General features: G+C 55.8%; 23 protein-coding genes, 1 tRNA gene and 1 pseudogene. 19 read left to right on the top strand and 6 right to left on the bottom strand.

All coding sequences use genetic code 11. The features are described from left to right. Positions 1 to 35 precede the first annotated feature (35 nt). Positions 36 to 170 (top strand): annotated as a pseudogene (locus FJ695_RS01275) (MGMT family protein); the annotation flags it as partial. A gap of 50 nt (positions 171 to 220) precedes the next feature. Here FJ695_RS01275 and FJ695_RS01270 read toward each other — a convergent pair. Then, positions 221 to 1,300 (bottom strand): LysM peptidoglycan-binding domain-containing protein, encoded by a 1,080-nt coding sequence (locus FJ695_RS01270; RefSeq protein ID WP_141183751.1) that lies wholly within the window; start codon positions 1,298 to 1,300, stop codon positions 221 to 223. 137 nt (positions 1,301 to 1,437) lie between these two features. Further along, positions 1,438 to 2,040 (bottom strand): TetR/AcrR family transcriptional regulator, encoded by a 603-nt coding sequence (locus FJ695_RS01265; protein WP_141183750.1) that lies wholly within the window; start codon positions 2,038 to 2,040, stop codon positions 1,438 to 1,440. Between the two features lie 83 nt (positions 2,041 to 2,123). Here FJ695_RS01265 and FJ695_RS01260 point away from each other — a divergent pair, with 83 nt between their 5' ends. After that, positions 2,124 to 2,954, top strand: a complete 831-nt coding sequence (locus tag FJ695_RS01260; protein WP_141183749.1) for an alpha/beta hydrolase — start codon at positions 2,124 to 2,126, stop codon at positions 2,952 to 2,954. Positions 2,955 to 2,976: 22 nt separating this feature from the next. Here the strand turns inward: FJ695_RS01260 and FJ695_RS01255 are convergent. Continuing rightward, positions 2,977 to 3,066 (bottom strand) — tRNA-Ser (locus FJ695_RS01255). Positions 3,067 to 3,503: 437 nt separating this feature from the next. Between FJ695_RS01255 and FJ695_RS01250 the strand changes: the two genes are divergently transcribed. The 17 genes from FJ695_RS01250 to fdhF all read left to right on the top strand — a co-directional run bounded on the left by FJ695_RS01250 (position 3,504) and on the right by fdhF (position 20,977). Further along, entirely contained in the window at positions 3,504 to 4,103 is a 600-nt protein-coding gene (locus FJ695_RS01250) for a 50S ribosomal protein L21 (RefSeq protein WP_141183748.1), read from the top strand. Positions 4,104 to 4,158: 55 nt separating this feature from the next. Continuing rightward, entirely contained in the window at positions 4,159 to 4,428 is a 270-nt protein-coding gene (rpmA, locus tag FJ695_RS01245) for a 50S ribosomal protein L27 (RefSeq protein WP_008192734.1), read from the top strand. Between the two features lie 141 nt (positions 4,429 to 4,569). Continuing rightward, entirely contained in the window at positions 4,570 to 5,175 is a 606-nt protein-coding gene (locus tag FJ695_RS01240) for a GNAT family N-acetyltransferase (RefSeq protein WP_209010867.1), read from the top strand. Continuing rightward, on the top strand, positions 5,172 to 5,741 hold the full coding sequence (locus FJ695_RS01235) for a GNAT family N-acetyltransferase (protein WP_141183746.1): 570 nt from the start codon (positions 5,172 to 5,174) through the stop codon (positions 5,739 to 5,741). The genes FJ695_RS01240 and FJ695_RS01235 overlap by 4 nt, the downstream gene beginning before the upstream one ends. Continuing rightward, positions 5,738 to 6,283, top strand: coding sequence for a GNAT family N-acetyltransferase (locus FJ695_RS01230; RefSeq protein ID WP_141183745.1), 546 nt, complete (start codon positions 5,738 to 5,740; stop codon positions 6,281 to 6,283). The genes FJ695_RS01235 and FJ695_RS01230 overlap by 4 nt, the downstream gene beginning before the upstream one ends. A 46-nt stretch (positions 6,284 to 6,329) precedes the next feature. Further along, the gene (gene obgE / locus FJ695_RS01225; protein WP_141183744.1) at positions 6,330 to 7,376 is read left to right on the top strand and encodes a GTPase ObgE; all 1,047 of its coding nucleotides are present in this window, start codon (positions 6,330 to 6,332) and stop codon (positions 7,374 to 7,376) included. Further along, entirely contained in the window at positions 7,364 to 8,515 is a 1,152-nt protein-coding gene (gene proB / locus FJ695_RS01220; protein WP_371708959.1) for a glutamate 5-kinase, read from the top strand. Before obgE ends, proB begins: the two co-directional genes overlap by 13 nt. Positions 8,516 to 8,567: 52 nt before the next feature. Continuing rightward, positions 8,568 to 9,848, top strand: coding sequence for a glutamate-5-semialdehyde dehydrogenase (locus FJ695_RS01215; protein ID WP_141183742.1), 1,281 nt, complete (start codon positions 8,568 to 8,570; stop codon positions 9,846 to 9,848). After that, positions 9,845 to 10,480 carry a nicotinate-nucleotide adenylyltransferase gene (locus FJ695_RS01210; protein WP_141183741.1) on the top strand — a complete coding sequence of 212 codons (636 nt, stop codon included), beginning with the start codon at positions 9,845 to 9,847 and terminating at the stop codon, positions 10,478 to 10,480. The genes FJ695_RS01215 and FJ695_RS01210 overlap by 4 nt, the downstream gene beginning before the upstream one ends. Before the next feature lie 232 nt (positions 10,481 to 10,712). Next, complete coding sequence (gene rsfS / locus FJ695_RS01205) at positions 10,713 to 11,096, top strand: ribosome silencing factor (RefSeq protein WP_141183740.1); 384 nt, start codon at positions 10,713 to 10,715, stop codon at positions 11,094 to 11,096. A gap of 82 nt (positions 11,097 to 11,178) precedes the next feature. Further along, on the top strand, positions 11,179 to 11,661 hold the full coding sequence (gene rlmH, locus FJ695_RS01200) for a 23S rRNA (pseudouridine(1915)-N(3))-methyltransferase RlmH (protein WP_141183739.1): 483 nt from the start codon (positions 11,179 to 11,181) through the stop codon (positions 11,659 to 11,661). A gap of 228 nt (positions 11,662 to 11,889) precedes the next feature. Then, entirely contained in the window at positions 11,890 to 13,257 is a 1,368-nt protein-coding gene (locus FJ695_RS01195; protein ID WP_209010865.1) for a murein hydrolase activator EnvC, read from the top strand. Beyond that, positions 13,254 to 14,582, top strand: coding sequence for a S41 family peptidase (locus FJ695_RS01190; protein WP_141183738.1), 1,329 nt, complete (start codon positions 13,254 to 13,256; stop codon positions 14,580 to 14,582). Before FJ695_RS01195 ends, FJ695_RS01190 begins: the two co-directional genes overlap by 4 nt. A gap of 102 nt (positions 14,583 to 14,684) precedes the next feature. Next, a complete protein-coding gene (locus FJ695_RS01185) occupies positions 14,685 to 15,839 on the top strand; it encodes a divergent polysaccharide deacetylase family protein (protein WP_209010864.1) in 1,155 nt (384 codons plus the stop codon). Between the two features lie 27 nt (positions 15,840 to 15,866). Continuing rightward, positions 15,867 to 16,397, top strand: a complete 531-nt coding sequence (locus tag FJ695_RS01180) for an RNA pyrophosphohydrolase (protein WP_141183737.1) — start codon at positions 15,867 to 15,869, stop codon at positions 16,395 to 16,397. Between the two features lie 138 nt (positions 16,398 to 16,535). Next, positions 16,536 to 18,212 carry an NAD(P)H-dependent oxidoreductase subunit E gene (locus tag FJ695_RS01175; RefSeq protein ID WP_141183736.1) on the top strand — a complete coding sequence of 559 codons (1,677 nt, stop codon included), beginning with the start codon at positions 16,536 to 16,538 and terminating at the stop codon, positions 18,210 to 18,212. Then, entirely contained in the window at positions 18,209 to 20,977 is a 2,769-nt protein-coding gene (fdhF, locus tag FJ695_RS01170) for a formate dehydrogenase subunit alpha (RefSeq protein WP_141183735.1), read from the top strand. The genes FJ695_RS01175 and fdhF overlap by 4 nt, the downstream gene beginning before the upstream one ends. A 66-nt stretch (positions 20,978 to 21,043) precedes the next feature. Here fdhF and FJ695_RS01165 read toward each other — a convergent pair whose 3' ends face one another. The 3 genes from FJ695_RS01165 to FJ695_RS01155 form a co-directional block, all read right to left on the bottom strand. Further along, positions 21,044 to 23,221 carry a hypothetical protein gene (locus FJ695_RS01165; RefSeq protein ID WP_141183734.1) on the bottom strand — a complete coding sequence of 726 codons (2,178 nt, stop codon included), beginning with the start codon at positions 23,219 to 23,221 and terminating at the stop codon, positions 21,044 to 21,046. A gap of 107 nt (positions 23,222 to 23,328) precedes the next feature. Continuing rightward, the gene (queG, locus tag FJ695_RS01160; RefSeq protein ID WP_168206228.1) at positions 23,329 to 24,489 is read right to left on the bottom strand and encodes a tRNA epoxyqueuosine(34) reductase QueG; all 1,161 of its coding nucleotides are present in this window, start codon (positions 24,487 to 24,489) and stop codon (positions 23,329 to 23,331) included. Positions 24,490 to 24,507: 18 nt separating this feature from the next. Then, positions 24,508 to 25,200, bottom strand: a complete 693-nt coding sequence (locus tag FJ695_RS01155; protein ID WP_141183733.1) for a glutathione S-transferase family protein — start codon at positions 25,198 to 25,200, stop codon at positions 24,508 to 24,510. Positions 25,201 to 25,271: the final 71 nt, after the last annotated feature.

Raw genomic sequence — 25,271 nt, 5'->3', positions numbered from 1 at the left:
ACAATATAAAATGATAAGCCGAAAATGTTACCAGAAACCCTTGTAGTTGCACTGTCTGCTGCCGCCGGGTCATGGGCGCCGATGGGTCTTTGACGGGCTATGGCGGCGGCCTGTGGCGCAAACAAAAGCTGTTCGAGCTGGAGCGGAGATGCCGGGCCGGGTCTGTCTGAGTTTCTTACACTTCCGGTCCAGCTGTTGTTTTCGAGTGCCCGAAACGATCTTAACCGCCGCGAGCCCTTTGCCGCGCTGCGTTCAGCTCTGCGGTTGAAAACGATTTCTTGTCTGGAATCTTGAACGTCATACCCGGCTGAATGATGTTCCAGTTTGATCCGATTTGATCCGCGTTGGCATCGTAGATGAGCGGAAACAGCCGGAAGTCCTCGTAGTACTGATAGGAAATCATCGACAGGCTTTCGCCGGAAACAACCGTGTGGCGCCGGATCATGGCGGGCTGATTGCCGTTGGCGGGGCCTGTTTGGGGATCGGATGAACCAGGTCCGGCAGGGGCTGGGCTATGGTCTGAATTCCGATGCATCACCTTTGCGATCGCTTGAACAAGCCTGGGCCAAAACCAGCCAAGGGTCATGGCGGTTCCCATTTGTTCCTGGGCCAGGGTGACTTGTGTGGGGAGCGTTTGCCCGACAACAACCCCACCGAGACCGGGGACCAGGTGGCTCAACACTTGTCCGGCCCGGGACTGTGCGTCTGTATACTCGTCGATATAACCCAGTGTGGTGTATTTTTCTTCCGTCCAGGGTGTCCCGCCAACACCGCCGTGCGTACAGAAGAAATACTTCTCAGTGTATTGGGTCGCAGGGCTTTTCGGGGTGGCGTGGCAATAGCCGAAATTTGTCCGTGACCGGGCTGAAGGGTCTCGCCGCACATGGAGGCAGGTGCGGACATTTGGCGGAACATAGGTGTCGTCATCGCCAATGGTTGTTGTGCGGTCGACAGCATCGAACAGGACGAGGCATTCAACCGGGACGTTGGCCTTGTTCAGCATGTTCGCGGTTTTCAAAATGGCGGCGCCTCCGCGGCTGTACCCTGCCAGAAAAACGGCCGGAACCTTGTTCGGCGACATCGCCCTGCGGCGGGTGTAATTGGCCATTGTCACGGCAAAGGTATTGATCGCTAGCCCGCCGGTTTCGGTTCCAGCCATCGTGGGACCCCGCGTGTAGTAGGAGTATCCCTGCCAGTGCCCGATCCGGCCCATCTGATTGACGAAACTGTTTTTGAAGTCATTTTTATATTGGGTATCGTCGTCCGGCCCCGTGCCATCCACACCGGCGAATATAAACATGCTTTCCCCGCAAAATTGTTGTTGGCGTCGAGCAAAGTGAAATTAAGTATTTCGAGAGATTGGCATAAATATGCGGCTTTTCCCAAGGACTAAATTTTTTGAATAGAAATGCCGTGGACTCTCAAATTCTTACAAAATTATCGATGTGCCGTAGGGGAGGTTTTCGGGTTGGCGCTCTCAAGCATTTCGGCCAGCTCACTGGCCGCTGTTTCGATTGGTTCGCCGCTTCTTTCGATCCGTGCCTGGATCAAGGCACCTTGCAACGCCGAAGTGCAAAGTTGTGCCAGGCGCTGCGCACGGTCGTGGGTATAGCCGTCAGCGATCAACTGCTCCCGCAAGATCCCAATACGCGCTGAATAAGCTTTGCGGCCGGCCTGGGAAATCAAGCGCTCATTTGGTGCCAGCTCCAGCAAAACAGTGGTGATCGGGCAGCCGTCCCGGAAGCCGGATTGTTTCATCCAGCTGGCCAATAGGCGGGCATGGGCTTTCAAAAGGTCCCCGGTTGTCTCGGTTTTCCGGGACAGATCTTCAAGCGTTTCTGCAACCCGTCTCCCTGCTTCCTCAACAGCCGCGACCGCAATGGAAACCTTTCCCTCCGGAAAATAGTGGTAGAGCGATCCCTTCGGCGCACCTGAATGGTCGACGATGTCATTGAGTCCGGTGCTGGCATAACCCTGCCGCCGGAACAATGTAACAGCGGTGTCGATAATTGGTTTGCGGTGTTTTTGAACCCTCGCCATGTGTCACCAGATTTTAATACTATATTGACTGGTCTAATTAAAACCAAATCTCCTATTCAGGCAACACTTGAAAGGAGGATGCCATGAACATCGAAACGAAACGGCTCGAAATCGGATCGCCCGGTGACTCACAGTCCAATCTAGCCCTGGAACTGGCAGCAGGGCTGACCGGTGCGCTGGGCAAGGCCAAAGCTTTGCCTTTGCGGCCGCAGGATGCCGCGCTGCTGGAGGGGTTGGAGACCTTTCGCTTTGGGGCAAACAACTGCAGAGTGGCCTGGTCGGCCGGTTCAGGTCCGCTTGTCATCCTGGTTCATGGATATTCCGGGCGCGGTGTGCAAATGGCTGCGCTCGCCAGAACGCTTGCGGCGAAAGGGTTCCGGTGCGTGTTCTTTGACGCAGGTGGACATGGTGCGTCTGAAACTGAGAAGATCGGCTTTTCAACTTTCATGACCGACACGCGGGATATCATTACTCATCTCGGCGAACCGGTTCGCGCCCTTATCGGGCATTCGGCCGGAGCCTTGGCCTTCATGCGCGCCCGGGCACTTTTTGGTATTTGCGCGCAGAAATATGCCGTGATCAGCGCTCCTCTATTTCCCTATGTCCCGCTCGCGACCATGCGCGGGAAGGGTGCGCCGGAACAATCCCTGGACTATGTCAAAGCAGTGCTGAGCGACCAGTTTCAGATGAGTTGGGCATCCCTGGTCAAAGGGGAGAGTTTTGTATGGGAAGACGGAAAAGAGATGCTGGCGATCTATGACAAGGAAGATCCGCGGGTTCGGCATACAGATGCCGATGAGATTGCCCAACTGTGGCCAGGCACGAAAATTTTCAAAATCAGCGGTTATGGTCACAACCGTATTCTGAAAGCGCCTGAGGTTCTGGAGGCCGTAGCGAATTTCGTGAAACGGTAACCGTGAGGGTTGGGTAGAAAAATGGCGGAGAGAGGGGGATTCGAACCCCCGGAACGCTTGCGCGCTCAACGGTTTTCGAGACCGCCCCGTTCAGCCACTCCGGCACCTCTCCACAGGACTTGACAACAAACGGGTGTTCAAGTGGCGCGGAACATACTGAAGCAGTTGTGCCTTCGCAAGGGCCAGTTTGTCCGGTGCTTGATTTTTCCCTGTTGAATGATAATCACTTGGGATAACGCCAGTTGCTACGATTGTTTGGCGTGGCTGTTTTGTGCCTGTAGGCGGGAATAGCCCGTCTTTTGCGCGATAAAATGTTGACTCCAAATCCAAGCTCAGTATATTCCGCCTCGCTCGAAAAGGTCCGCTTTCCGGGCTGATTTGTCGTTCAAGGCCTGCCGGGCTGTTCGCTATCCAAGCAAACCCAGCACAAAAGACCTTGTCCCTCCAGGTAAAAACCTGACAGGACAGGCGCCTCGGTTCGACCTTAAAAGACAGTCCCAGCTTTACTGCCGGGGCGTGTTCAAAAATGAAAAGAAGGACGTGCGAGACATGTTCGCAGTGATCAAAACTGGTGGCAAACAGTATAAAGTTGCCGCTGACGACCTCCTGAAGGTCGAAAAACTCGATGCCGAAGCTGGCAGCACCGTCACCTTTGACGAAGTGCTGATGGTTGGCAGCGACACAGACACCACCGTTGGTGCACCGACCGTTGAAGGTGCCAGCGTTGTTGCGGAAGTGGTCGATCAGGGCCGTAACCGCAAGGTTATCATTTTTAAAAAGCGCCGGCGTCAGAATTCCCGCCGCCGCAACGGCCACCGTCAGGCCTTCACCCTTGTTAAGGTGACCGACATCCTGACCGGTGGTGCAAAGCCGGCCAAAAAGGCAGCGCCGAAAAAGGCTGCGCCGAAGGCTGAAGAGAAAAAGGACGACGCACCGGCGGCTGATGCTGGCGCGGACGACCTGAAGAAACTGGATGGTGCCGGTCCGGCTGCTGTGAAGAAACTGAACGAAGCTGGCATCACCACTTTCGCTCAGATCGCAGCAATGGGCGCTGACGACATCGCCCGCGTTGAAGAAGAAACTGGTCTGAAGGGCAAGTTCGAGCGCGGTAACTGGGTTGAGCAGGCGAAAGAACTGGCTGGCAACTAAGCCGCTGTTTCGAAACCCTGACGAGTAAGAATTCGAAGAACGAGGAGTTCTAACGATGGCACATAAAAAGGCAGGCGGTTCATCCCGCAACGGCCGCGACTCAGCTGGCCGCCGTCTTGGCATCAAAAAGTATGGTGGTGAAGCCGTGATTCCGGGCAACATCATCGCACGTCAACGTGGCACCACATGGCACCCGGGCACCGGTGTGGGCATGGGTAAGGACCACACAATTTTTGCGACCGTTGAAGGCAAAGTTGAGTTTCAGGCGAAAGCCAACAAACGAACTTTCATCAATGTGGTCCCAGTGGCGGAAGCTGCGGAGTAAAGCCGACGTGAAGTTTCGAAGCGCCGGCGTCCCATCAAGACCCCGGCAATTCGAGACAGGTCAGCAACCAAGACCAGTCAAAGATCCAAGGGGAAGATGGGCCGCCATCTTTCCCTTGAATTGTTTTGGCTGGAGGAAGTTATGGTTGTTGAAAGTGATGGACTGTTAGACGAAAGCAGTTTGGCCGCGGCCCCGTTGCCGCAGGAAGCGGTTCATGTGCGGCTCGACAAACCGCGCATGGACGATTTGGCGGATCTTGTGTTCCTGGCGAACAACAAGCAAGTGGCAGCGAACCTGTCCACTATGCCGCATCCCTTCACGGCGGATGACGGCCGCGCGCTGATCACCAAGGCGAACCTCAATCTGCATCGCTCAGAGGGGTTTGCCATCCGGCTGAAAAGCACCGGCCGGCTGATCGGTCTGACCCGCTATGCCAATGTTGAGCCGGGTGGTCCGGTCCATATCGGCTATTGGCTGGGTGAGCCGTTCTGGGGCCAGGGATTTGCCACCGAAGCCGTGCATGCGCTGGTCGATCATGCCTTCATGTACACCGACATCGAAGAGCTGCAGGGCTCCTGCCGGGTGACCAATCCGGCATCGCGCCGGGTGTTGGTGAAGTCCGGGTTCCAATACCGCGACCAGTCCATGATCCGCTCTGTTGGCGCAGGCGGCTCTGTACCGATTGAGCGCTATACGCTTGAGCGGACTATCTGGAAGTCTTTGAAAGGTTGGGGGCAGGGCCGATGATCACGTTGCCAGAGTTAAAAACCCGTCGTCTGATTCTGCGGCCGGTCGAACTGAGCGATGCCCCTGCGATTGAAGAACTGGCAGGCAAGGATTTCAGCGTGGCGCGCTGGCTGACATCATATTCTTGGCCGTATGAAGACGGCAGTGCCGAGAAATTTCTTGGATCAATCATCGGAACGGATCCGCAGGAAACCGGAGCCATTTTTGCCATCACGCTGGGTGGTGTCTTCATTGGCATCGTGGCAGTTGAAGCGCCGGGCGATCTGACCGAATTGCCGGACGATCCGACCTTGGGTTATTGGATTGGCCGGGCGTTCCAAGGTCATGGTTATGCGAGCGAAGCCGTGGAAGCGGTGCTGGCCTGGGCATTCGAGGTCTATGGAGCAAATGCCTTGGCCGCGCGCGCCTATGAAGAAAACACGCGGTCGCGGGCGCTGTTGCGCAAAGCTGGCTTCAAGCCGTATGCGCTCACCGAACGCCATGCCAAGGCCTTGGACCGGAAAGTGTCGAATGTCGTTGTACGTTTGGAACGCAACGAGTTCGAAGCCCGGAGGCAGGTGGCATGATGCCGGCGGAAATCCGGACGCAGCGGCTGGTGCTCCGGCCGCCGCACATGGACGACTTGGACACCTGCGCGGAGCTCTTGGGCGATTATGACGTCGCCAAGATGCTTTCCCGGGTGCCATATCCGTATGAGCTTGAGTCCGGCAGGGCGTATCTCACGAAGGCCGCCGAAAATTGGCAGGATCCAGAAAATGCGGATGAGTTGCCCTTCCATATTGACCAAGACGGCCAAATGATTGGCTGCGTTTCCTTCAAAAAGTTGCGGGCGACCCCGGAATTCGGCTATTGGCTAGGCAAGCCTTTCTGGGGCAAGGGATACATGAGCGAAGCGGTTCATGCAGCAACCTGCTGGTTGTTTGAAAACACCGCTCACAGGGTCCTGGCCGGAGAAGCCATGGAAGAGAATCCGGCTTCCCTGAAAGTATTGGAAAATATCGGTTTCCGTGTCGTTGGCGAGGTGGGCTGTAACAGCGTGTCCCGCGGGGGTAGTGTTCCTGCCGTACGCGCCGAATTGCACCGTAGCGAGTTTATGACCGGCCATTGATTGGCAATAAGATCAAGGCCTGAACCAGGACGAAAAGAGAAAAACAATGAAATTCCTCGATCAGGCCAAGGTCTATGTGCGTTCCGGCAATGGCGGTGCGGGCTGCGTCTCTTTCCGTAGAGAGAAGTATATTGAGTATGGTGGCCCCGATGGCGGCGACGGTGGCAAAGGCGGTGACGTCGTGGTGGAATGTGTCGATGGTCTCAATACGCTCATCGACTACCGCTACAAGCAGCATTTCAAAGCTGGCACTGGCATTCACGGCATGGGCAAAAACAGGACAGGTGCGCATGGTGACGATACCGTTTTGAAAGTCCCGGTGGGAACCCAGATCCTCGAAGAGGACAACGAGACCATTATCGCCGACCTGACAGAGATTGGTCAGAAAGTGCATCTGCTACGCGGCGGTAACGGTGGTTTTGGAAATGCCCACTTTAAATCTTCAGTCAACCAGGCACCGCGCCGGGCGAATCCCGGTCTTGAGGGCGAGGAAAAATGGATCTGGCTGCGCTTGAAACTGATTGCTGATGCCGGGCTTGTGGGATTGCCCAATGCCGGCAAGTCAACTTTCCTGTCGACAGTGTCTGCGGCCAAACCGAAAATCGCCGATTATCCTTTCACGACGCTGCACCCGAATCTCGGCATTGTCCAGATCGACGGCAACAGCTTTGCCATGGCTGATATTCCCGGCTTGATCGAAGGCGCCCATGAGGGCACCGGGCTGGGCGACCGCTTCTTAGGACATGTTGAGCGCACCCGTGTTCTTCTTCATCTAGTAGATGGCTCGGGTGAGGAAGATCCCGGCGAAGCTTACAAGGTGGTGCGCGGTGAGCTGGAAGCCTATGGCGCGGGCCTGACCGACAAGCCTGAGATCGTTGCTTTGTCCAAATGTGATGCCTTGAACGAAGAGCTGATTGCGGAACAAGCAGCCAGTTTGGAAGCCGCTTGCGGCCAGAAACCTCTTATTTTGTCTTCGGCGAGTGGTCTGAATGTCGACCGGGCGCTGCGCATGATCGTGCGCGCGATCGACCGAGACAAAGAAGAAGCTGCCAATCAGGTGCCTGCGCCTGAGCAGGAGGGATGGCATCCGTAATGTCGGATCTGCGGACCCTGAAGACCCACAGCCGGATTGTGGTCAAAATCGGCTCGGCGCTGCTTGTCGAGGACGGTGCGCTGAAACGCGCCTGGCTGGAAGCGCTGATTTCAGATGTCGTCGGTCTTCTTGAGGCTGGTGCGGAAGTTCTGCTGGTGTCCTCCGGCTCGATTGCGCTCGGCCGTGGCGTTTTGGGATTGCCCAAGGGACCGCTGAAACTGGAAGAGAGCCAGGCAGCAGCGGCTGCTGGTCAAATTGCGCTTGCAAAAGCCTATGCTGATGCTTTGGACGCCCATGGACGCAAGGCTGGACAGATTCTGTTGACCCTTGGCGATACAGAAGAGCGGCGGCGGTATCTCAATGCCCGCGCCACCATCGGCACGTTGTTGAAGCTTGGCGCTGTGCCGATCATCAACGAAAACGATTCTGTTGCGACCTCCGAAATCCGTTACGGCGACAATGACCGTCTGGCAGCCCGCGTCGCGACCATGGCGAGCGCCGATTGTCTTGTTTTGCTGTCCGATATTGATGGCCTTTATACTGCGCCGCCGCAGCAGGACCCGTCCGCGGTCTTCCTGCCGGAAGTTCCCAGAATTACCGGCGAAATCGAAGCGATGGCCGGCAGTGCCGGCTCAGAACTGTCGCGCGGCGGCATGAAAACAAAGATCGACGCCGGCAAGATCGCGACCGCCGCTGGCACCTCCATGGTGATTACGTCTGGCAAGGAGCTTAATCCGCTCAAACGGCTGGATGAGGGCGCGCGGGCTACTTGGTTCCCGGCACTTGCGACACCGGCCAGTGCCCGCAAGGCCTGGATCGGTGGGACTTTAGAACCGCGCGGTCAGATCGGTCTGGATGCTGGTGCGGTGAAAGCACTGAAATCCGGCAAGAGCCTTCTTCCCGCCGGTGTGACGACTGTAAAAGGTGCCTTCAGCCGCGGGGACGCGGTGAAGGTTCTGGGACCTGAAGGCGCCGTGATCGGCCGTGGGTTGATTGCCTATGACATGGAAGAAGCGCAATTGATTGCCGGGCGCAACAGCCGGGAAATCGAGGCCATCGTCGGTTATCCGGGGCGCGCGGAAATGATCCACCGGGACGATCTGGTCCTGGAAGATGGCTTTTTGAACGGAACAAGTTAAAAACACCATATGAGGCGGTGAACGAGAAGATCGCCAAACAGGAGTTGAAGGAATGTTGGATAAGGTTGAGGCATTGTCGACGGAAGCTTTGATGGCGGAGATCGGCACACGCGCGCGGGCTGCTGGCCGGGTGCTTGCCAATGCCCCAACCGAGGCCAAGAACACGGCTTTGCTTTCAATGGCAAAGGCTGTTCGGGCAGCGATCCCAACTATTCTTAAGGGCAACGCCAATGACGTTGAGGCGATGAAGGCCAATGGTCAGACCGCTGCGTTCTTGGATCGTGGCACCTTGAACGAAGAGCGCATCGAAGCGATAGCCAAGGCACTGGAAGACATTGTTGCGCTCGAAGATCCCGTCGGCAGCGTGATGGCAGCTTGGGACCGCCCCAACGGCCTCAAGATCGAACGGGTTCGCACACCACTTGGCGTAATCGGGGTGATCTACGAGAGCCGGCCGAATGTGACCGCCGATGCCGGAGCGTTGTGCCTCAAGGCAGGCAATGCGGTTGTTTTGCGTGGCGGTTCCGACACCATCCACTCCAACAAGGCGATCCACGCAGCGCTGCAAAAGGGGCTGGTGGAAGCCGGCCTGCCGGAAGACGCAATCCAGATCGTTCCCGTGACGGATCGGGCAGCCGTTGGTGAAATGTTGCGCGGGCTGAATGGCAATCTGGATGTGATCGTTCCGCGTGGTGGCCGCAGCCTTGTCGAGCGTGTTCAAACCGAAGCGCGTGTGCCTGTCTTTGCGCACCTCGAAGGTCTGGTGCACATCTTTGTCGATAAAGCAGCAGACCTCGAAAAGGCTGTCGCGATCGTGAAAAACTCCAAGCTGCGCCGGACAGGAATTTGCGGCGCTTTGGAAACGCTGCTTGTGCATGAAGACGTCGCTGAAAGCCACTTGCCTTCAATTTTGGAGGCGTTGAACGCGGGGGAGTGCGAAATCCGTGGCGATGCCGAAGTTCAAAAGATTGGCTCCGGTGTTTTGCAAGCGAACGAAGAGGATTGGTCAACGGAGTATCTGGACAAGATCCTCTCCGCAATGATCGTGCCGGATCTCGACGCGGCGATCGCGCACATTACCAAATACGGGTCCAATCACACCGATTGTATCGTCACCGAAGATCAGGCCGCCGCAGACCGGTTCCAGGCGGAAGTCGATTCGGCGATTGTATTGCACAATGCCTCGACCCAGTTCGCCGATGGTGGCGAATTCGGCATGGGTGCGGAAATTGGCATTGCCACCGGACGGATGCATGCCCGCGGGCCGGTTGGTGTCGAACAGCTCACCAGCTTCAAATACAAAGTGCATGGGACGGGCCAAATTCGTCCATGAGCAAGTCTTCCTCCAGCCAGGCCCGAAGTCGGGACTGGCTGAAACTGCCACATTGTGAAGCGGGCAATCGTATCGGGATTTTCGGTGGGTCGTTCAATCCACCGCATTCCGGTCACAAGATGGTGGCGGACACGGTTTTGAAACGGTTGGGCCTGGATCAGGTCTGGTGGTTCGTCACTCCTGGCAATCCGCTCAAGAGCCACTCAGATCTTGCTCCGCTGGAAAACCGGCTGCAACAGACACAGTCACTGGCCAACCATCCGCGGATGAAGGTGACCGCGCACGAAAAAGTGCTCGGCACGCCCTATACGGCCAAAACGCTTCAGGCGCTGCGCTCCCGGAACCCGGCTGTGCGATTCGTTTGGGTCATGGGTGCTGACAATTTGGCCGATTTCCACCGCTGGCAAGATTGGCGGGGGATATTGGGGACCGTGCCAGTCGCCGTGGTCGACAGGCCCGGCGCGTCTTTATCTGTCATGTCCTCGCCAATGGCAAAAGCCTTTGAAAAGTATCGGCTTCCGGAAGAAGACGCCGCATTGTTGCCAGAAATGGAACCGCCGGTTTGGACATTTTTGCACACGGTACTCGACCAATCTTCGTCAACAGATCTTAGACAACGTTCGAGCCGTTAACGCTAAACACCCTTGTGAAAACTCCGTTGTCTTGAAATTGCCAAGTGGGACGCGGTATTATGTTAATTGATCGCCGGAGGAAGCGGTCGTATACCGATGAACCGGTCCTGGCGCCAAAACGGGTGACGTACAAAGCCGAACCATCAAGTTCGTGACGACGTTGGACGCAGGACAGAAACCAAAGTGAAAGGCACTCCACCTGACTATGTCCATTGAAAGTGGGCGGACAGATATGTCCACTCCTCTGAAGGCTTCCGTAGGCGCAGACCTTGCGGCAGGCCTCCTCGATACGGTTCTTGCGAGCTTAGAAGATTCCAAAGCCGAGGACCTCGTTACTCTCGACATCGCAGGAAAAAGTTCCCTGGCAGATCACATGGTGATTGTGTCCGGACGCTCCCATCGTCATGTTGGGGCGATTGCGGACCATGTGCAGCGCGATCTGAAATCTGCAGGGCACGGCAATCCAACTGTGGAAGGCCAAACCACTTGCGACTGGGTACTGATTGATGCAGGCGATGTGATCATTCACATCTTCCGTCCTGAAGTTCGTGGCTTTTACAATCTGGAAAAGATGTGGGCCCCGGAAACGGATGAAGCTCCGCAGTTCATCGGCTAATCCCGGATCGAGGTTCTAAACCAAGAATCTCGTGACATTGTCGACGCAGCCGTAACACCGGAATTTGTCCGGCGGGGATTTTATGCGCTTCTCACTCATCTGCATTGGCCGCATGAAAGCGGGTGCAGATAAAGATCTTTTCGACCGTTATCTGGACAGAGCGCGTAAGGCTGGACGCGCGCTTGGCATCACTGATGTTGCGATCACCGAATTGCCAGAAAGCCGCGGCCAGCGGGCAGAAGATCGCAAGGCTGATGAGGCGAAGGCGATCCTTCAGGCTTTGCCGTCAGGTGCCAAGCTTGTGGTATTAGATGAAAACGGGAAGAACCTAACCAGTCCAGCGTTCTCAGGGCGTCTGGAAGCCTGGAAGGATGATGGCATCCCAGACATCGTTTTTGCGATCGGTGGAGCCGATGGGCACGGGCAGGAGATGCTTGCACGCGCAGATCTAAAGCTTGCTCTGGGCGCGATGACCTGGCCGCATCAAATTGCCCGGATACTGCTGGCCGAACAGATCTATAGGGCGATCACTATTCAGTCTGGGCATCCATATCATCGGGTATGACACCGCATTATCAACGGATGAATCTCACGGTTTTCCCAAACACAAAAGTTTGCCAGCATATCGCCGCATTCCCAGCGTAGAGAAAAAACGGCTGCAATTGGTGGACAAATATTGCTGCATTAACGAATTGGATACCAGGGTAAACGGTTCGTTAACACGATGACGGTATCGCAAATTGTAGGCCGAATGGGAGTTAGAGGCACGTTGATAACAGATCCGGGCAGGGGTGTGCTATTCGCGCTGAAGGAGCTTGGCAGAGCCAAGTTGTTCCTTGGCGGTATCGTGATGTGCGCAGCTTTAGGCCCGTCGACTGCAGTTGCAACGGAGCAAACTGATCCGGAAACGGTCGAAGTTAAGACCAATTCACCTGAAATTGAAGCGGCCATCGCCAAAAGAGATCTGCGGGAAAAGGAACTTGCAGCCCTCACGTCCGACATTACCGTTTCAGCCGATAGGCAGGCTGCTATTGCCCGGGAAATCCAAACTTTGGACCGGGATCGGGATACGCTGAACGCCAAAATTATCAATACGGCCGATACCATCCGCGGGCTGGAAACGGAGTTGACCGACACCGAACGTCGCCTGCGCAGCCTCGGTGAAAATGAAGATGCGGTCCGTCAGTCCTTGATTGCGCGCCGGGATGTCCTCGCTGAGGTTCTCGCGGCACTTCAAAGAATCGGCCGGCGACCGCCGCCAGCCCTCGCTGTCCGGCCAAGTGATGCGTTGTCGGCGGTTCGAAGTGCGATTCTCCTAAACGCGGTGATGCCCGAACTGAGGGTGGAAACAGAGGCGCTTGCGGCCGATCTCGAAGAATTACAACGGCTTAAGGCTGTCATTGCTAAGGAAGAACGCCGTCTTCGCGGCGATGCAATGCGATTGGCTGAGGAAAAGTCGCGGCTTGAACTTCTCCTGAGCGCCAAAAGGCTGGAACATACTAAAACAGTTCGAGTCCTTGCAGATGAGAAACGCCGGGCTGAAGAATTAGCCGCCAGGGCAGGTTCACTCAAGGAACTGATTGCAGATTTGGAAGCTGAAATCGACAGCGCACGCGAGGCGGCGGAAAAATCCAGACAGGCGGCCTTGAAAACTGGCCGGACAAGATCGCGTGAATTTGATCCGTTTTCCGATCCGGGCCGTTTGGCTCCGGCAATTGCGTTTCAGGATGCCCTCGGTCGATTGCCGCAACCGGTCTCGGGAACGGTGCTCAAGGATTTTGGGCAGGAAGACGAATTCGGCGGTATGACGGAAGGCCAGTCGATTGCAACACGTCCGGGGTCGAATGTGACCTCGCCAGCGGATGGCTGGGTGGTTTATTCAGGGCCGTTCCGATCTTATGGTGAGCTCTTGATCCTGAACACCGGAGACGGATACCATGTGCTCCTGGCCGGCATGGACCGGATAGATGCAGAGCTGGGGCAATTTGTTTTGGCCGGGGAACCGGTTGGCGTTATGGGGGCAACCCAATGGGCTAGCGCCTCCACATTCGGTTTGGGCTCGACCCAGCCGATATTATATGTTGAATTTCGGAAGGACGGCCGTGCGGTCGATCCCACCCCGTGGTGGGCGCGCACAGAAGAAGAAAAGGCTCGCGGATGATACGGAAAGCTTCCTTGCTGCTGGCAGGTGCCCTGATGGGGGCTGCAGCTGTGACCACCTTGTCCCAAATGCCGTTCCATGTTTCGGCGGAGGCCAATGCCGCTGCAACGGATACGTACCGGCAATTGAACCTGTTTGGAGATGTCTTTGAACGGGTGCGGTCGGATTATGTGGAAGTTCCTGATGATGCTCAGCTGATTGAGAGCGCCATCAACGGGATGCTGACCTCCCTTGATCCGCATTCCAGCTATATGTCGCCAAAGAGCTTCCGCGACATGCAGGTACAAACCCGTGGCGAATTCGGCGGTCTCGGCATTGAGGTGACCATGGAAGATGGTCTGGTGAAAGTAGTGTCGCCGATTGACGATACGCCAGCAGCCAAAGCAGGTGTTTTGGCGGGTGATCTGATCACACATATCGATGGCGAACAGGTTCAGGGCCTTACCTTGAACGAAGCCGTGGAAAAAATGCGTGGGCCAGTTAACACCGATATCGTGGTCAGCATCCGCCGTGATGGCCGCGTTGAACCGCTTGAAATCACGATCACGCGCGACATTATCCGGATCCGTTCGGTGCGCTGGCGCGAAGAGGATGATATTGGGTATGTCCGCGTAACCCAGTTCAACGAACAGACCTTTGATGGCCTGAAAAAAGGTCTTGAAACAACTGCAGAGAAGATCGGTAAGGACAAGCTGAAAGGCTTCGTCATCGACCTGCGCAACAACCCAGGTGGATTGTTGGATCAGGCTATCGCGGTATCTGATGCGTTCTTGGATCGCGGTGAGATTGTTTCAACCCGTGGCCGTGAAGCTGAAGAAACTCAGCGTTACAATGCCCGTGCCGGTGACCTGACCGGTGGCAAGCCTGTGATTGTTCTGGTCAATGGCGGGTCTGCTTCTGCTTCTGAAATTGTTGCAGGCGCTCTGCAGGATCACCGCCGGGCCACCATCCTTGGGACGCGGTCCTTCGGTAAAGGGTCCGTCCAGACGATTATCCCCCTTGGGGCCAATGGCGCGATCCGTCTGACAACCGCGCGGTATTATACACCCGCAGGAACGTCCATTCAGGCCAAGGGCATCGTGCCGGACATTGAAGCGCTCCAGGAACTGCCTGAAGAACTCGTCGGCCGGGTCAACACAAAGGGCGAAGCAGGCCTGCGTGGTCACTTGGAAGCTGACGGCGAAGAAAAGTCCGGCAGCCAGGCTTATGTCCCGCCGGATCCGAAAGATGACACTCAGTTGAACCTCGCATTGGATCTCCTGCGTGGCGTTCAGGTCAATAGCGCCTTCCCGCCGATTGCGGACACGGCCGCGGTTCCGAACTAAGATTTCAAGGCGCGCCGGTAGCGGCGCGCTTTTCCATTCGTTCTGCGTATCAAATAACAACGATCGAGCCGGCAGCCCGCCGGCCAAAAGGCTCCGGACGGTATGGCGAGCGAAGATCTCACAGCTCCCTTAGGAATGGGAAAACGGCGGCTGGTCAGGCTGCCGTTTGGTTTGATTGGTGCAGGTTTGATAAGTGTCGTTTTCACAACGGCGCTTATTTGGATTCTAGTGGTCGACGATCCTTTGGGCGGCGAACCGGTTGCGGTTTTGCCTCTGGACGAAGTTGTTGAAGGGATCACCTCGCAAGATATTGAAGTTGTTGAGATCCGGCCAACGGTCGGAGGGGAGCTTGGCCCGAATTTACGCCCGCAGAACGGCGGAGACTTCCTAGGGCCACGCTATGAAATGATCATCCGTCCGGATGGGCTGAAATATGACGCGCCAATCACGGGATTGGCGATCAACCCAGACACCAGAGTGAGCGAACGGTCCGATTACGGCTTCTTGCCAATGATCAGCGACGCCGGTGTACGCCCGCTTGATGCTTATTCGCGGCCAATTGCGACGGAATTTACGTCCATTCCGAAAATTGCGGTCGTTATCACGGGGCTCGGATTGAGCGAAGCCGGGACACAAAACGCGATCGACCGCTTGCCGCCCGATGTGACATTTGCATTGGCGCCCTATGGCTCGGATCTTGACCTTTGGATGCAGCAGGCCCGGATGAAAGGCCATGAACTGTTGTTGCAAATCCCGTTGGAACCCTTTGATTTCCCGGACAATGATCCAGGGCCACATACGCTGCTTGTCAGTTTAAAGCCGGCAGAACTTCTCGACAGACTGGCGTTTTTGCTGACACGGGTCACCAACTATGTCGGTGTCATTGGTGAGATGGGCGCACGGTATACATCGATAAAACCATCCATGCAGTTTCTGCTCGAAAAATTGAAATCCCGCGGGTTGATGTTCGTTGACAATGGGACGACGTCGCGCAGCATCGCAGGCGAAGTGTCCGCTGACGTTCGCATGCCCTTCAGCGGGGTTGATGTGGTGCTTGATGAAGTCCCGCGTGAGAGCAATATCGATGCAAAGCTGCTTCAGCTGGAGAGTGTGGCCCGGGCGCGCGGATTTGCGGTTGCTGCCGGTTCAGCACTACCGGTCACAGTACGTCAACTGGAAGAATGGGTTCAGGATCTGGAGCAGCGTGGCCTGCAGCTTGTCCCAGTCAGTGCAACGATTGACCGTGAAAACAAGTAACATCCGGTATTTCGAACGAGGTTTTTCGTGACAAAATTGGATTTTGGACCAGGGTATCCTGAAGCTGTGGATGGCCTGCCGTACCGGCCCTGTGTCGGCATTATGCTGATCAACCGCCAGGGCAAGGTCTGGGTCGGCAGCCGGTCTCAAGAAGCCAACAAAAACGGGTACGATTACAAGTGGCAGATGCCGCAAGGCGGCATTGATGCCGGCGAAACGCCAGAAAAAGCGGCGCGCCGCGAGCTCTATGAAGAAACATCAATCCATTCGGTGACACTTTTGGAAGAGGCGCCTGAGTGGTTTGCCTATGATTATCCGGAAGAAATCCTGCGCAACACGCGCAAGGGAAAACACCGTGGGCAGGCTCAAAGGTGGCTGGCTTACCGGTTCGAAGGATCTGACGACGAAGTCAATATTTTGACGCCGCCAGATGGCCATTCGGCTGAATTTGATGACTGGCGTTGGGAAGATGTATCCCGTGTTCCAGATCTCATCGTGCCATTCAAACGGCCGGTTTATGAAAAGGTCGTCGCAGCTTTTGCGCATTTGACGATCTGACCTGAAAAAATATCTGCAATGTGAACAGCTTGTTCTAAAGCGTCAGCTTTAGAGCGGCAATTGTCGTTTTTCAAACAGAAAGGGCTGGTCCCGGTGAATAACATCCGGCCAACGAAATCTTTTTGGGAGTAAACGCCAATGTCTTTCGGCAAGGGGCTTTCACGCAAGCCGTCCCAGCCAAAAGGGCGTCAATTAGAAGATGCGGCTTTGGCCGAGGTTCGGAACCTTTTGGGGGATGAGCCGCGCCGCCGCGATCTGTTGATCGAGCATTTGCATAAAATTCAAGACGCGTATGGCTGTCTGGAGGCCCGGCACATGCGGGCACTCGCAGCAGAAATGCGTCTGTCTCAAGCCGAGATCTACGAAGTCGCGAGCTTCTATCATCACTTCGATATCGTTCGTGAGGATGAGACCAAACCGGCGCCTGTGACCGTGCGAGTATGCGACAGCATTGCTTGTTCCCTGAAAGGTGCTGATGCTCTGGCCGCAGCGTTGGAAAGCGGTGTTGATCCCAAAAACGTCCGCATCCAGAAAGTGCCGTGTATAGGCCGCTGTGCCAGTGCGCCGGCTGTTCAAGTCGGCAAACGCGCTGTCGACAACGCCAGCGAAATGTCCGTTCGTGCGACGTTGTTTGAAGGCTCGGTTGACCCTGTCATTCCGGAATACACAAAACTCGAAGCTTACAAGGCTGCCGGTGGTTACAATGTGCTCGAGCGCGTACGATCCGGTGAGTTGGCTGCTGCAGATATTGCGGACATGGCGCTTGCGGCTGGTTTGCGCGGCCTGGGTGGCGCGGGCTTTCCGACCGGTACCAAGTGGAAAATCGTCAATGATTTACCAGGTCCGAAATTTCTGACCATTAATGGTGATGAAGGCGAGCCTGGCACGTTCAAAGACCGCTATCATCTGGAAAGTGACCCGCACCGGCTGTTGGAAGGAGCGCTGGTTGCGGCCCATGCGATTTCAGCTGATCGCGTTTATCTTTATATGCGTGATGAATATCCAGCGGTTCTTGAAATCCTGAAGACCGAAATCGCCGCTTTACGGGCTGCAGGAATCATCACCTCAATCGATATCGAACTGCGCCGCGGTGCGGGTGCTTACATCTGCGGCGAAGAAAGCGCGATGATCGAATCGATCGAAGGCAAACGTGGCCTGCCGCGCCACCGACCGCCGTTCATCGCCCAGGTTGGGCTCTTTGGCCGTCCAACCCTCAATCACAATGTTGAGACCCTCTTTTGGATCCGCGACATTGTCGAAAAAGGGCCTGACTGGTTCGCCGAACAAGGCCGCCGGGGCCACAAGGGCTTTCGGTCATTCTCGGTATCCGGACGGGTTAAGGAGCCGGGTGTAAAACTGGCACCTGCCGGGATAACCATGAATGAGCTGCTCAACGAATTCTGCGGCGGCATGGATGAGGGCCACAGCTTCAAGGGCTATCTGCCTGGCGGGGCGTCTGGCGGTATTCTGCCCGCGTCCCTCGCTGATGAGCCGCTCGATTTCGGTACGCTCGACAAACACGGTTGTTTCATTGGTAGTCACGCGATCGTTGTTTTTTCCGATCAGGACGATATGCGCGATGCCGCACTCAATCTGATGCGTTTCTTCAAGCACGAAAGTTGCGGTCAGTGCACGCCATGCCGGTCGGGCACGGAGAAGATGGAACAGCTTCTGGCGAATGGCGATTGGGACAAGAACAAGATCGCCGACCTGGATGCAGTGATGCGGTCCGCCTCAATTTGCGGTCTGGGACAAGCGGCGAGCAACCCAGTGGCCTCCGTGCTAAAATTCTTTTCCGAGGAGTTTGAAGTATGAGTAATGTCACCTTCTCTCTCGACGGCAAAACCGTAACAGCTGAAGATGGTGAGACCATCTGGCAAGTGGCCAAACGCGAAGGCGTTGCCATTCCGCATCTGTGCCACAAGGATGCATCGGGTTATCGTTCTGACGGCAATTGCCGCGCCTGTATGGTTGATATTGAGGGCGAGCGTACTTTGGCCGCCTCCTGTATCCGGACACCCGCGGAAGGCATGGTGGTTCAAACCGCCACTGAGCGGGCGTCCAAAGCGCGCGAGATGGTCTTCGAATTGCTGGCGTCCGATCAGCCGAGCCGCGATCAACATCCGGATCCGGAAAGTGATTTCTGGAAGTGGTCTGATGCGGTTGGTGTCACATCCAGCCGCTTTGCACCTTGTGAAAAGCCAGCGCAAGACGTCTCCCATCCGGCAATCGCGGTCAATCTCGACGCCTGTATCGCCTGTAATCTATGTGAACGGGCCTGCCGGGAAGTCCAGGTCAACGATGTCATTGGCATGGCCGACCGCGGTTCGCATGTTGCGCCTGTCTTCGATCTAGCAGATCCGATGGGGATCTCCACCTGCGTGGCCTGCGGGGAATGCGTTTCTGCCTGCCCGACTGGGGCGCTGATGGAAAAGAGCCTGATGGACGCCACCGCGACGACCAGGGAAGTCTATCCGGAAGAAACCATCGACAGCGTTTGTCCGTTCTGTGGTGTCGGTTGCTTGACCTCTGTCTCGGTCAAAGACGGCAAGATCGTCAGTGTTGAAGGCCGCGATGGCCCGGCAAACGAAAACCGCCTCTGCGTGAAGGGCCGTTTCGGTTTTGACTATGTGTCCAGTCCGGAGCGGCTGACCAAACCGCTCATCCGCCGGGATGATGCGCCCAAACGCGGCAACATCTCCATGACCCTCGACAACTATCTGGACGTTTTCCGGGAGGCGACTTGGGAAGAAGCGCTTGATCGGGCCGCAAACGGACTGAAGGCTTCGTTCGACGCCAAAGGTGGCGCGGGCATTGCGGGTTTTGGCTCTGCCAAAGGCTCAAACGAAGAGGCGTATCTTTTCCAGAAGCTGATCCGGCAGGGGTTCCAAACCAACAACGTCGATCACTGCACGCGGCTTTGCCATGCTTCGTCTGTGGCTGCGCTGATGGAAGGCATTGGTTCCGGGGCAACGACTGCGCCATTTAACGCCGCAGAAGACGCCGACTGCATGATTGTGATCGGTGCACGGCCGGAACAAAACCATCCGGTGGCCGCGACCTACATCAAGCAGGCAGCGAAAAACGGCACCAAACTGATTGTCATGGATCCGCGTGGTCAAGGCCTGATGCGTCATGCCGATTACAGCCTGGTTTTCAAGCCAGGGACGGATGTTGCCATGCTCAACGCCATCCTCAATGTGATTGTGACTGAAAAGCTATATGACGAGCAGTATATCGCGGCTCATGTTGATGGTTTTGAAGCGCTAAAGGAGAAAATCCAGGACTTCACTCCGGAAGCCATGGAGCCGGTCTGCGGCATTGAGGCCGGCACTCTGCGCGAGGTCGCCCGGATTTACGCCACAAGCCCGCGTTCCATTATTTACTGGGGCATGGGTGTTTCCCAGCATGTGCACGGCACGGACAATGTCCGCTGTCTGATTGCTATGGCGCTGACCACCGGCCAGATCGGCCGTCCGGGAACCGGCCTGCACCCGCTGCGCGGTCAAAACAACGTGCAGGGCGCATCTGATGCCGGCCTGATCCCGATGGTGTTTCCGGATTACCGCTCGGTTGAGAACGCCGATATCCGCGCGGAATATGAAGATGCCTGGGGACGGACGCTCGATCCAGTGCGAGGGCTGACGGTCGTTGAGATCATGGACGACATTCTGGCCGGCGGCATCGAGGCGATGTACATTCAGGGTGAAAACCCGGCAATGTCAGACCCGGATCAGAACCACGCCCGCAAGGCACTGGCCAGCCTGAAGCATCTGGTTGTCCAAGATATTTTCTTGACTGAAACGGCCTGGCACGCGGATGTGATTCTGCCTGCGTCCGCTCATGCGGAAAAGCTCGGCACCTACACCAATACCAACCGCCAGGTTCAGATTGGTCAGCCATGTGTGCCTATGCCAGGTGAGGTTCGGGCAGATTGGGAGCTGATCATTGAGATCGCCAATCGCCTCGGCTTGAACTGGTCCTACGATGGTGTTCCGGCAATCTACGAAGAAATGCGGTCTCATATGGCATCGATCCAGAACATCTCGTGGGAGCGTCTGGAGCGGGAAGGCACAGTCACCTACCCGGCGGACAGTCCGGATACGCCAGGTAACGAGATCCTATTTGGTCAATCGTTTCCGACTTCCGATGGCCGCGGCAAAATCGTCCCGACGGATCTTGTGCCGCCGGATGAAACTCCGGATGAGGACTTCCCGCTGGTTCTGACTACAGGCCGGATGCTGGAACATTGGCACACCGGCGCGATGACCCGGCGGGCCGCAGTTCTGGACGCCATCGAGCCGGAACCGGTCGTTTCGATGAACCCGCGTGACATCAAACTTCAGGGGCTGGAAATCGGCCAGCAGGTGACGGTTGAAACGCGCCGCGGCGCGATCACACTCACGCTCCGGGCTGATCGGGATGTTTCGGCGGGCATGCTGTTCATTCCGTTCTGCTTCTTTGAAGCCCCAGCGAATTTCTTGACAAATCCGCAGCTGGATCCCTTTGGCAAGATCCCGGAGTTCAAGTTCTGCGCAGCCCGGATATCCGCGGCAGAACATCAGCAAGCGGCCGAATAGGCTGGAGCAAAGACTGAAAAGGCGGCCCGTGGCCGCCTTTTTTGTTATCAGAATTTGGTCACTTGTTCAGTTCGCTTTGACCTTCACGTTCAACAGATCCGGAAGTGTTTGTGGAGCTGCCAAGCTGCCCACGATTTGCGCCACTGGAACCGGCGCTGACGGGGTCAGAGTGAGCGAGATTTCTCCAGGGTTTTTCAAGAAATCAGAGACGGCCGTGCGGACCATATCCGTAAACGCCGCATTCTGAATTGGCGCCGTTGCTTCTGCTGCCTGTTCTGCCAACGCTTCACGGAAAACGTTGACCGGGATGTTTTCTTGTCCAGCAATATGGGCCAGTCCGTTTTCAGTAACACCATCATCAGTAAAGCTGATCTTGGCCTCCACAAACTGGGCGACAACCAGAGCCATTTGGCCTTGTCCTTCCGGGTCTTCAAACAACGCTTTTGGTACATTGGCAAAACGGACCGATGCCTCCGCCCTGCCAACGCCTTCCATTTCGAAGGTCAAACGCTCCAGATTGAGTTCCTTGGTGGCTTCATCCCAGTAAAGACGGGTCTCATCAGACCAAACAATTTCTGTGATCCCAAGGGCCTCCAAAAACTTTTCCATGTCCTCGTCGTCAAGAGTAGCGACCGGAATCTGGATACCCTCATTTTTGGCATAATAGCTGGTCGGGATCGGCGGAACCGTGGTGGAAACCTTCATTTCGGCGCGCCCGATATGAGACAGTCCGTAATCTGGAACAACCACTTTAAGGCCTTCAAGCTCATACCCGAACGAATGAGGCATGAAAGCGCGAACAACTTCTAAGGGGTTGTCGTCGCCGTAGTCCGGATTTTCGATCAAAGTGGAAATCATGGCTTCCATCGGATCGAAGTCAGCAAACTCAATGCCTCCAATGGCAGCCCAATCAAGGGATACAGCGGCGCCTTCGGGAAGGTCAGGAGCGCTAAGGCCGACGACCATCATTTCACCAATGCCATTGGAATTGAAATCGGTGACAGCCACTTCCTTGATCGTGGCGTTCACTGTCATGTCCTCTTCAGGGTTGGTGACCTCAAGCCCAATGCCGGAGACACGGGCATCGGCAATTCCAAAAGACCGATAGATCTGGAAAAGGCTGGTGATCAGTTTCTGCGGTTCCGGGGTTTCGCCGGTGAGGACACCATCGAGGAGGCCCAGAATATCACTTTCACGCTTTTGGATGGTGAAATCATTGAGCGAATTGCGGTCTACAGTGATCTTCAGTGCAATACCGTCACCAAGTTCCTGGCTGCTAACATAATCAACCGCGGACCCTTGGCGAATGACTGTCAGTTTTTCATCTTTTTCCGAAACAGATGGATCAAACAGCGCGATCAACGGATTGGCGTCTATACCCTCATAAACGGTTTTGCCTTGCGTGGTCGTCTGCACGAGCATTTGGCCGGAGGCCGCATCTAGGGTCTGTAGTGTCTGGGACAGCTTGTCGAGAGAATAAAGTTCAATTCGGCCGTTGTCCGCACCCGCCATTTTGTAACCGTCCAGTTGCATCGTTCCAGAAGCAACAAGAGATTCGCTTTCGCCTTCTTCGGCATAAGCTTCAAAGGTGAGCGCTGTGGAATCGACACGGACCTCATCGTAAGACGCCAACAGGGTGGTTTTCATAAAGGGGAGCCAGCGGCTTGCCGGGCGCTTCGCATCTTCAGTCGGAAGCTCCGGCATAGTGAACCTGTAGTTTTCCGCAAGCGTTCCGGCCAGGCGGCCGTCTACTTTGAACCGGCCTTCACCATTGACCTTTGCAGAAATCGATAGGCTGCTGTCATCGGAGTATGTCCAGCTGTCGGCGGCAAAGACGTTGTTGTCTTCCGATAAACCGACAATGGTCATGGTCCCCGACGAGAAAGACATTTCATAGGTCAGGTCTGTTTTCTTTGGCAGATCCAACTTCGGAGTGGTGTCGTTACCACCGATATCAGCATTGTCTGCGGGGATGTCGGCAATCGTGCCGCCAAAACCGAGCGCGGTATCTGAGATCGTCAGCGTGTCCGTTGTGCCGTCATAATCGATGGCGCCGTTTTCAACTGTAAGGCCAAGGCTTTTCAAGCCGCTGACGTAGGCATTAAAAGCGTCCAGCCCTTTTGTTTGTGCAGTTGCATTGCCTGCATAAAGCGCTATTGCAGCACTGATCGTCAGCAGTCCGGTACTGCGAAATGGAGTTCGAAAGGAGTTCGAGAAATTTGAGCGGACATTAAATAAATACATTTTTGAGGCTCCTGAGGAACAGAAGGAAAGTCAGCCGGCGGGGACTGTCTATGGGAAGAAGCTTTCGACCTTGTCATGACTATAGACCAATCTCACGATGAGGTGGCCTATAGCTGGAGATCACTTTTTTGGATACCGGCCTGCCATTCGCGGCGGACCAAATCGCTAGTTTCTGATTGAAGTGCTTGTTGGCACTGTTTGTTGAATTCATCCGGTTCCACCAGCTGACGTAACGCCCAAACAGCGGTACTGCGGACCGTGTCATCTGGATCTTCCAAATGTGTCGTGATCATGTCTTGTAGGCTGGTATCGTCAGAATTCCCTGCAGCAATCAGGACGTTGCGCAGAAACCGGTTCCGGCCAATCCGCTTAACGGGGGACCCGGAAAAGAGCTTCCGGAATGCGGGATCATCAAGAGTTAGGAGATTAGCCAATTGCGGTGATTTCAGGTCGTCGCGGGCGATTAGTTTCGCTTCATTGGCCGCCTGTGCAAATTTGTTCCAGGGACACGCAGCCAGGCAATCGTCACAGCCGTAGATCCGGTTGCCCATGGCCTTCCGGAACTCCATTGGAATTGGTCCTGGATGCTCGATCGTCAGATAGGAAATACAGCGGCGCGCATCGAGCTGATAGGGCGCGGGAAAGGCATCGGTCGGACAGGCGTCGAGGCAGGATCTGCAGGAGCCGCAATGATCCGTCTCTGCACCGCTCGCTGGCAGTTCAAGCGTCGTGAAAATAGATCCAAGAAAAAACCAGGACCCGAGTTCGCGGGAGACCAAATTGGTATGTTTACCCTGCCACCCAAGGCCAGCGGCCTCGCCAAGGGGTTTTTCCATCACTGGAGCCGTATCAACGAACACCTTCACATCGCCACCTGCCCGGGATATCAGGAAACTGGCCAGTTCCTTCAACCGGCCCTTGATGATGTCGTGATAGTCCCGGTGACGGGCGTACACCGAAATCCCGCCAGTTCCTTTGTCATTCAAATGCGCAAGCGGGTGGTTTTCCGGCGCATCATCCGGACCGTAGTTCATTGCCAGCATGATGACCGACGTCACCTCTGGCCAGAGCGCTTGCGGTGAAGACCTGCGTTCAGCAGTCTCAGCCATCCAGGCCATAGTGCCATGGTAATCTTGAGCGAGAAATTTTTGCAGCCGGGCTTTCGCTTCCGGAATGCTGTCGGCCGGAGCGATCTTTAGGCTATCAAATCCAAGTGCAGTCGCTTTGGCTGTAAAGGCAGTCAGAAGTTTTTGGGTCTTGGCGTCCAATTGGGGTTCCAACACACATCAAAAATCGAGATCCGCGTAGGCCGGGGCAGGTGGCATGCCCAGAACTTTTTCGCCCAAGAGCGGCCTCATACTGGGCCGGGATTTTACCCGCGCATACCAGTTTTTGATATCCTCTTCCGTGTTCCACTTTACTTCGCCGAGGTAATCGGCGCAGGACAAGCCCGCTGCCAATGCAAAATCGGCGAAGGAAAGCCGGTCTCCTGCGATCCAGCGGCGTGAAGCAACCAGATAGCCGAAATACTTCAGGTGATGATTGATGTTGGCTCGCGCAACCCGCAGCGCTGCTGAATCCGGCTCACCGCCGCCAGCCGATTTCGGCATGATTTGCTTGTAGATCCGCTCGCGCACCAAATGACCAATGACTTCTACATCGAATTTGCCAAGTGCCCACTCCACGAGCCGGCGGGTCTCTGCACGCGCATCGGGATGATCGGGCATCAAACGCCGTTCTCCCACGGCATAACCCCTGGTCTCATCCAGATATTCCATGATTGGCCCAGGCCCACAGATGGCGGGTCCCTCATTCTCTACGATAACCGGGATCGTGCCCGCGGCATTGAGCATCAACAAATCCTGAGGGCGTTCCCAAGGATTGACATGTTGTTCTTCAAACGCAGCGCCATATTCGCTCAAGATCAGTCGAACGAACCTAGAGGAGGGAGAAAACGGGTGATGATAAAGGGTCAGCATGAAAGCGTTTAAGAGCCTGAACTGTGGCAAGACTATGCCGGAAAGCCGTCATGGCAGGGCAGTTTGCCTCA

This window comes from Labrenzia sp. PHM005 (genome assembly GCF_006517275.1).
In the GTDB taxonomy this organism is placed as follows: domain Bacteria; phylum Pseudomonadota; class Alphaproteobacteria; order Rhizobiales; family Stappiaceae; genus Roseibium.
The sequence above is the reverse complement of the archived record's forward strand: the minus strand, read 5'-3'. Positions and strand labels throughout refer to the sequence as shown.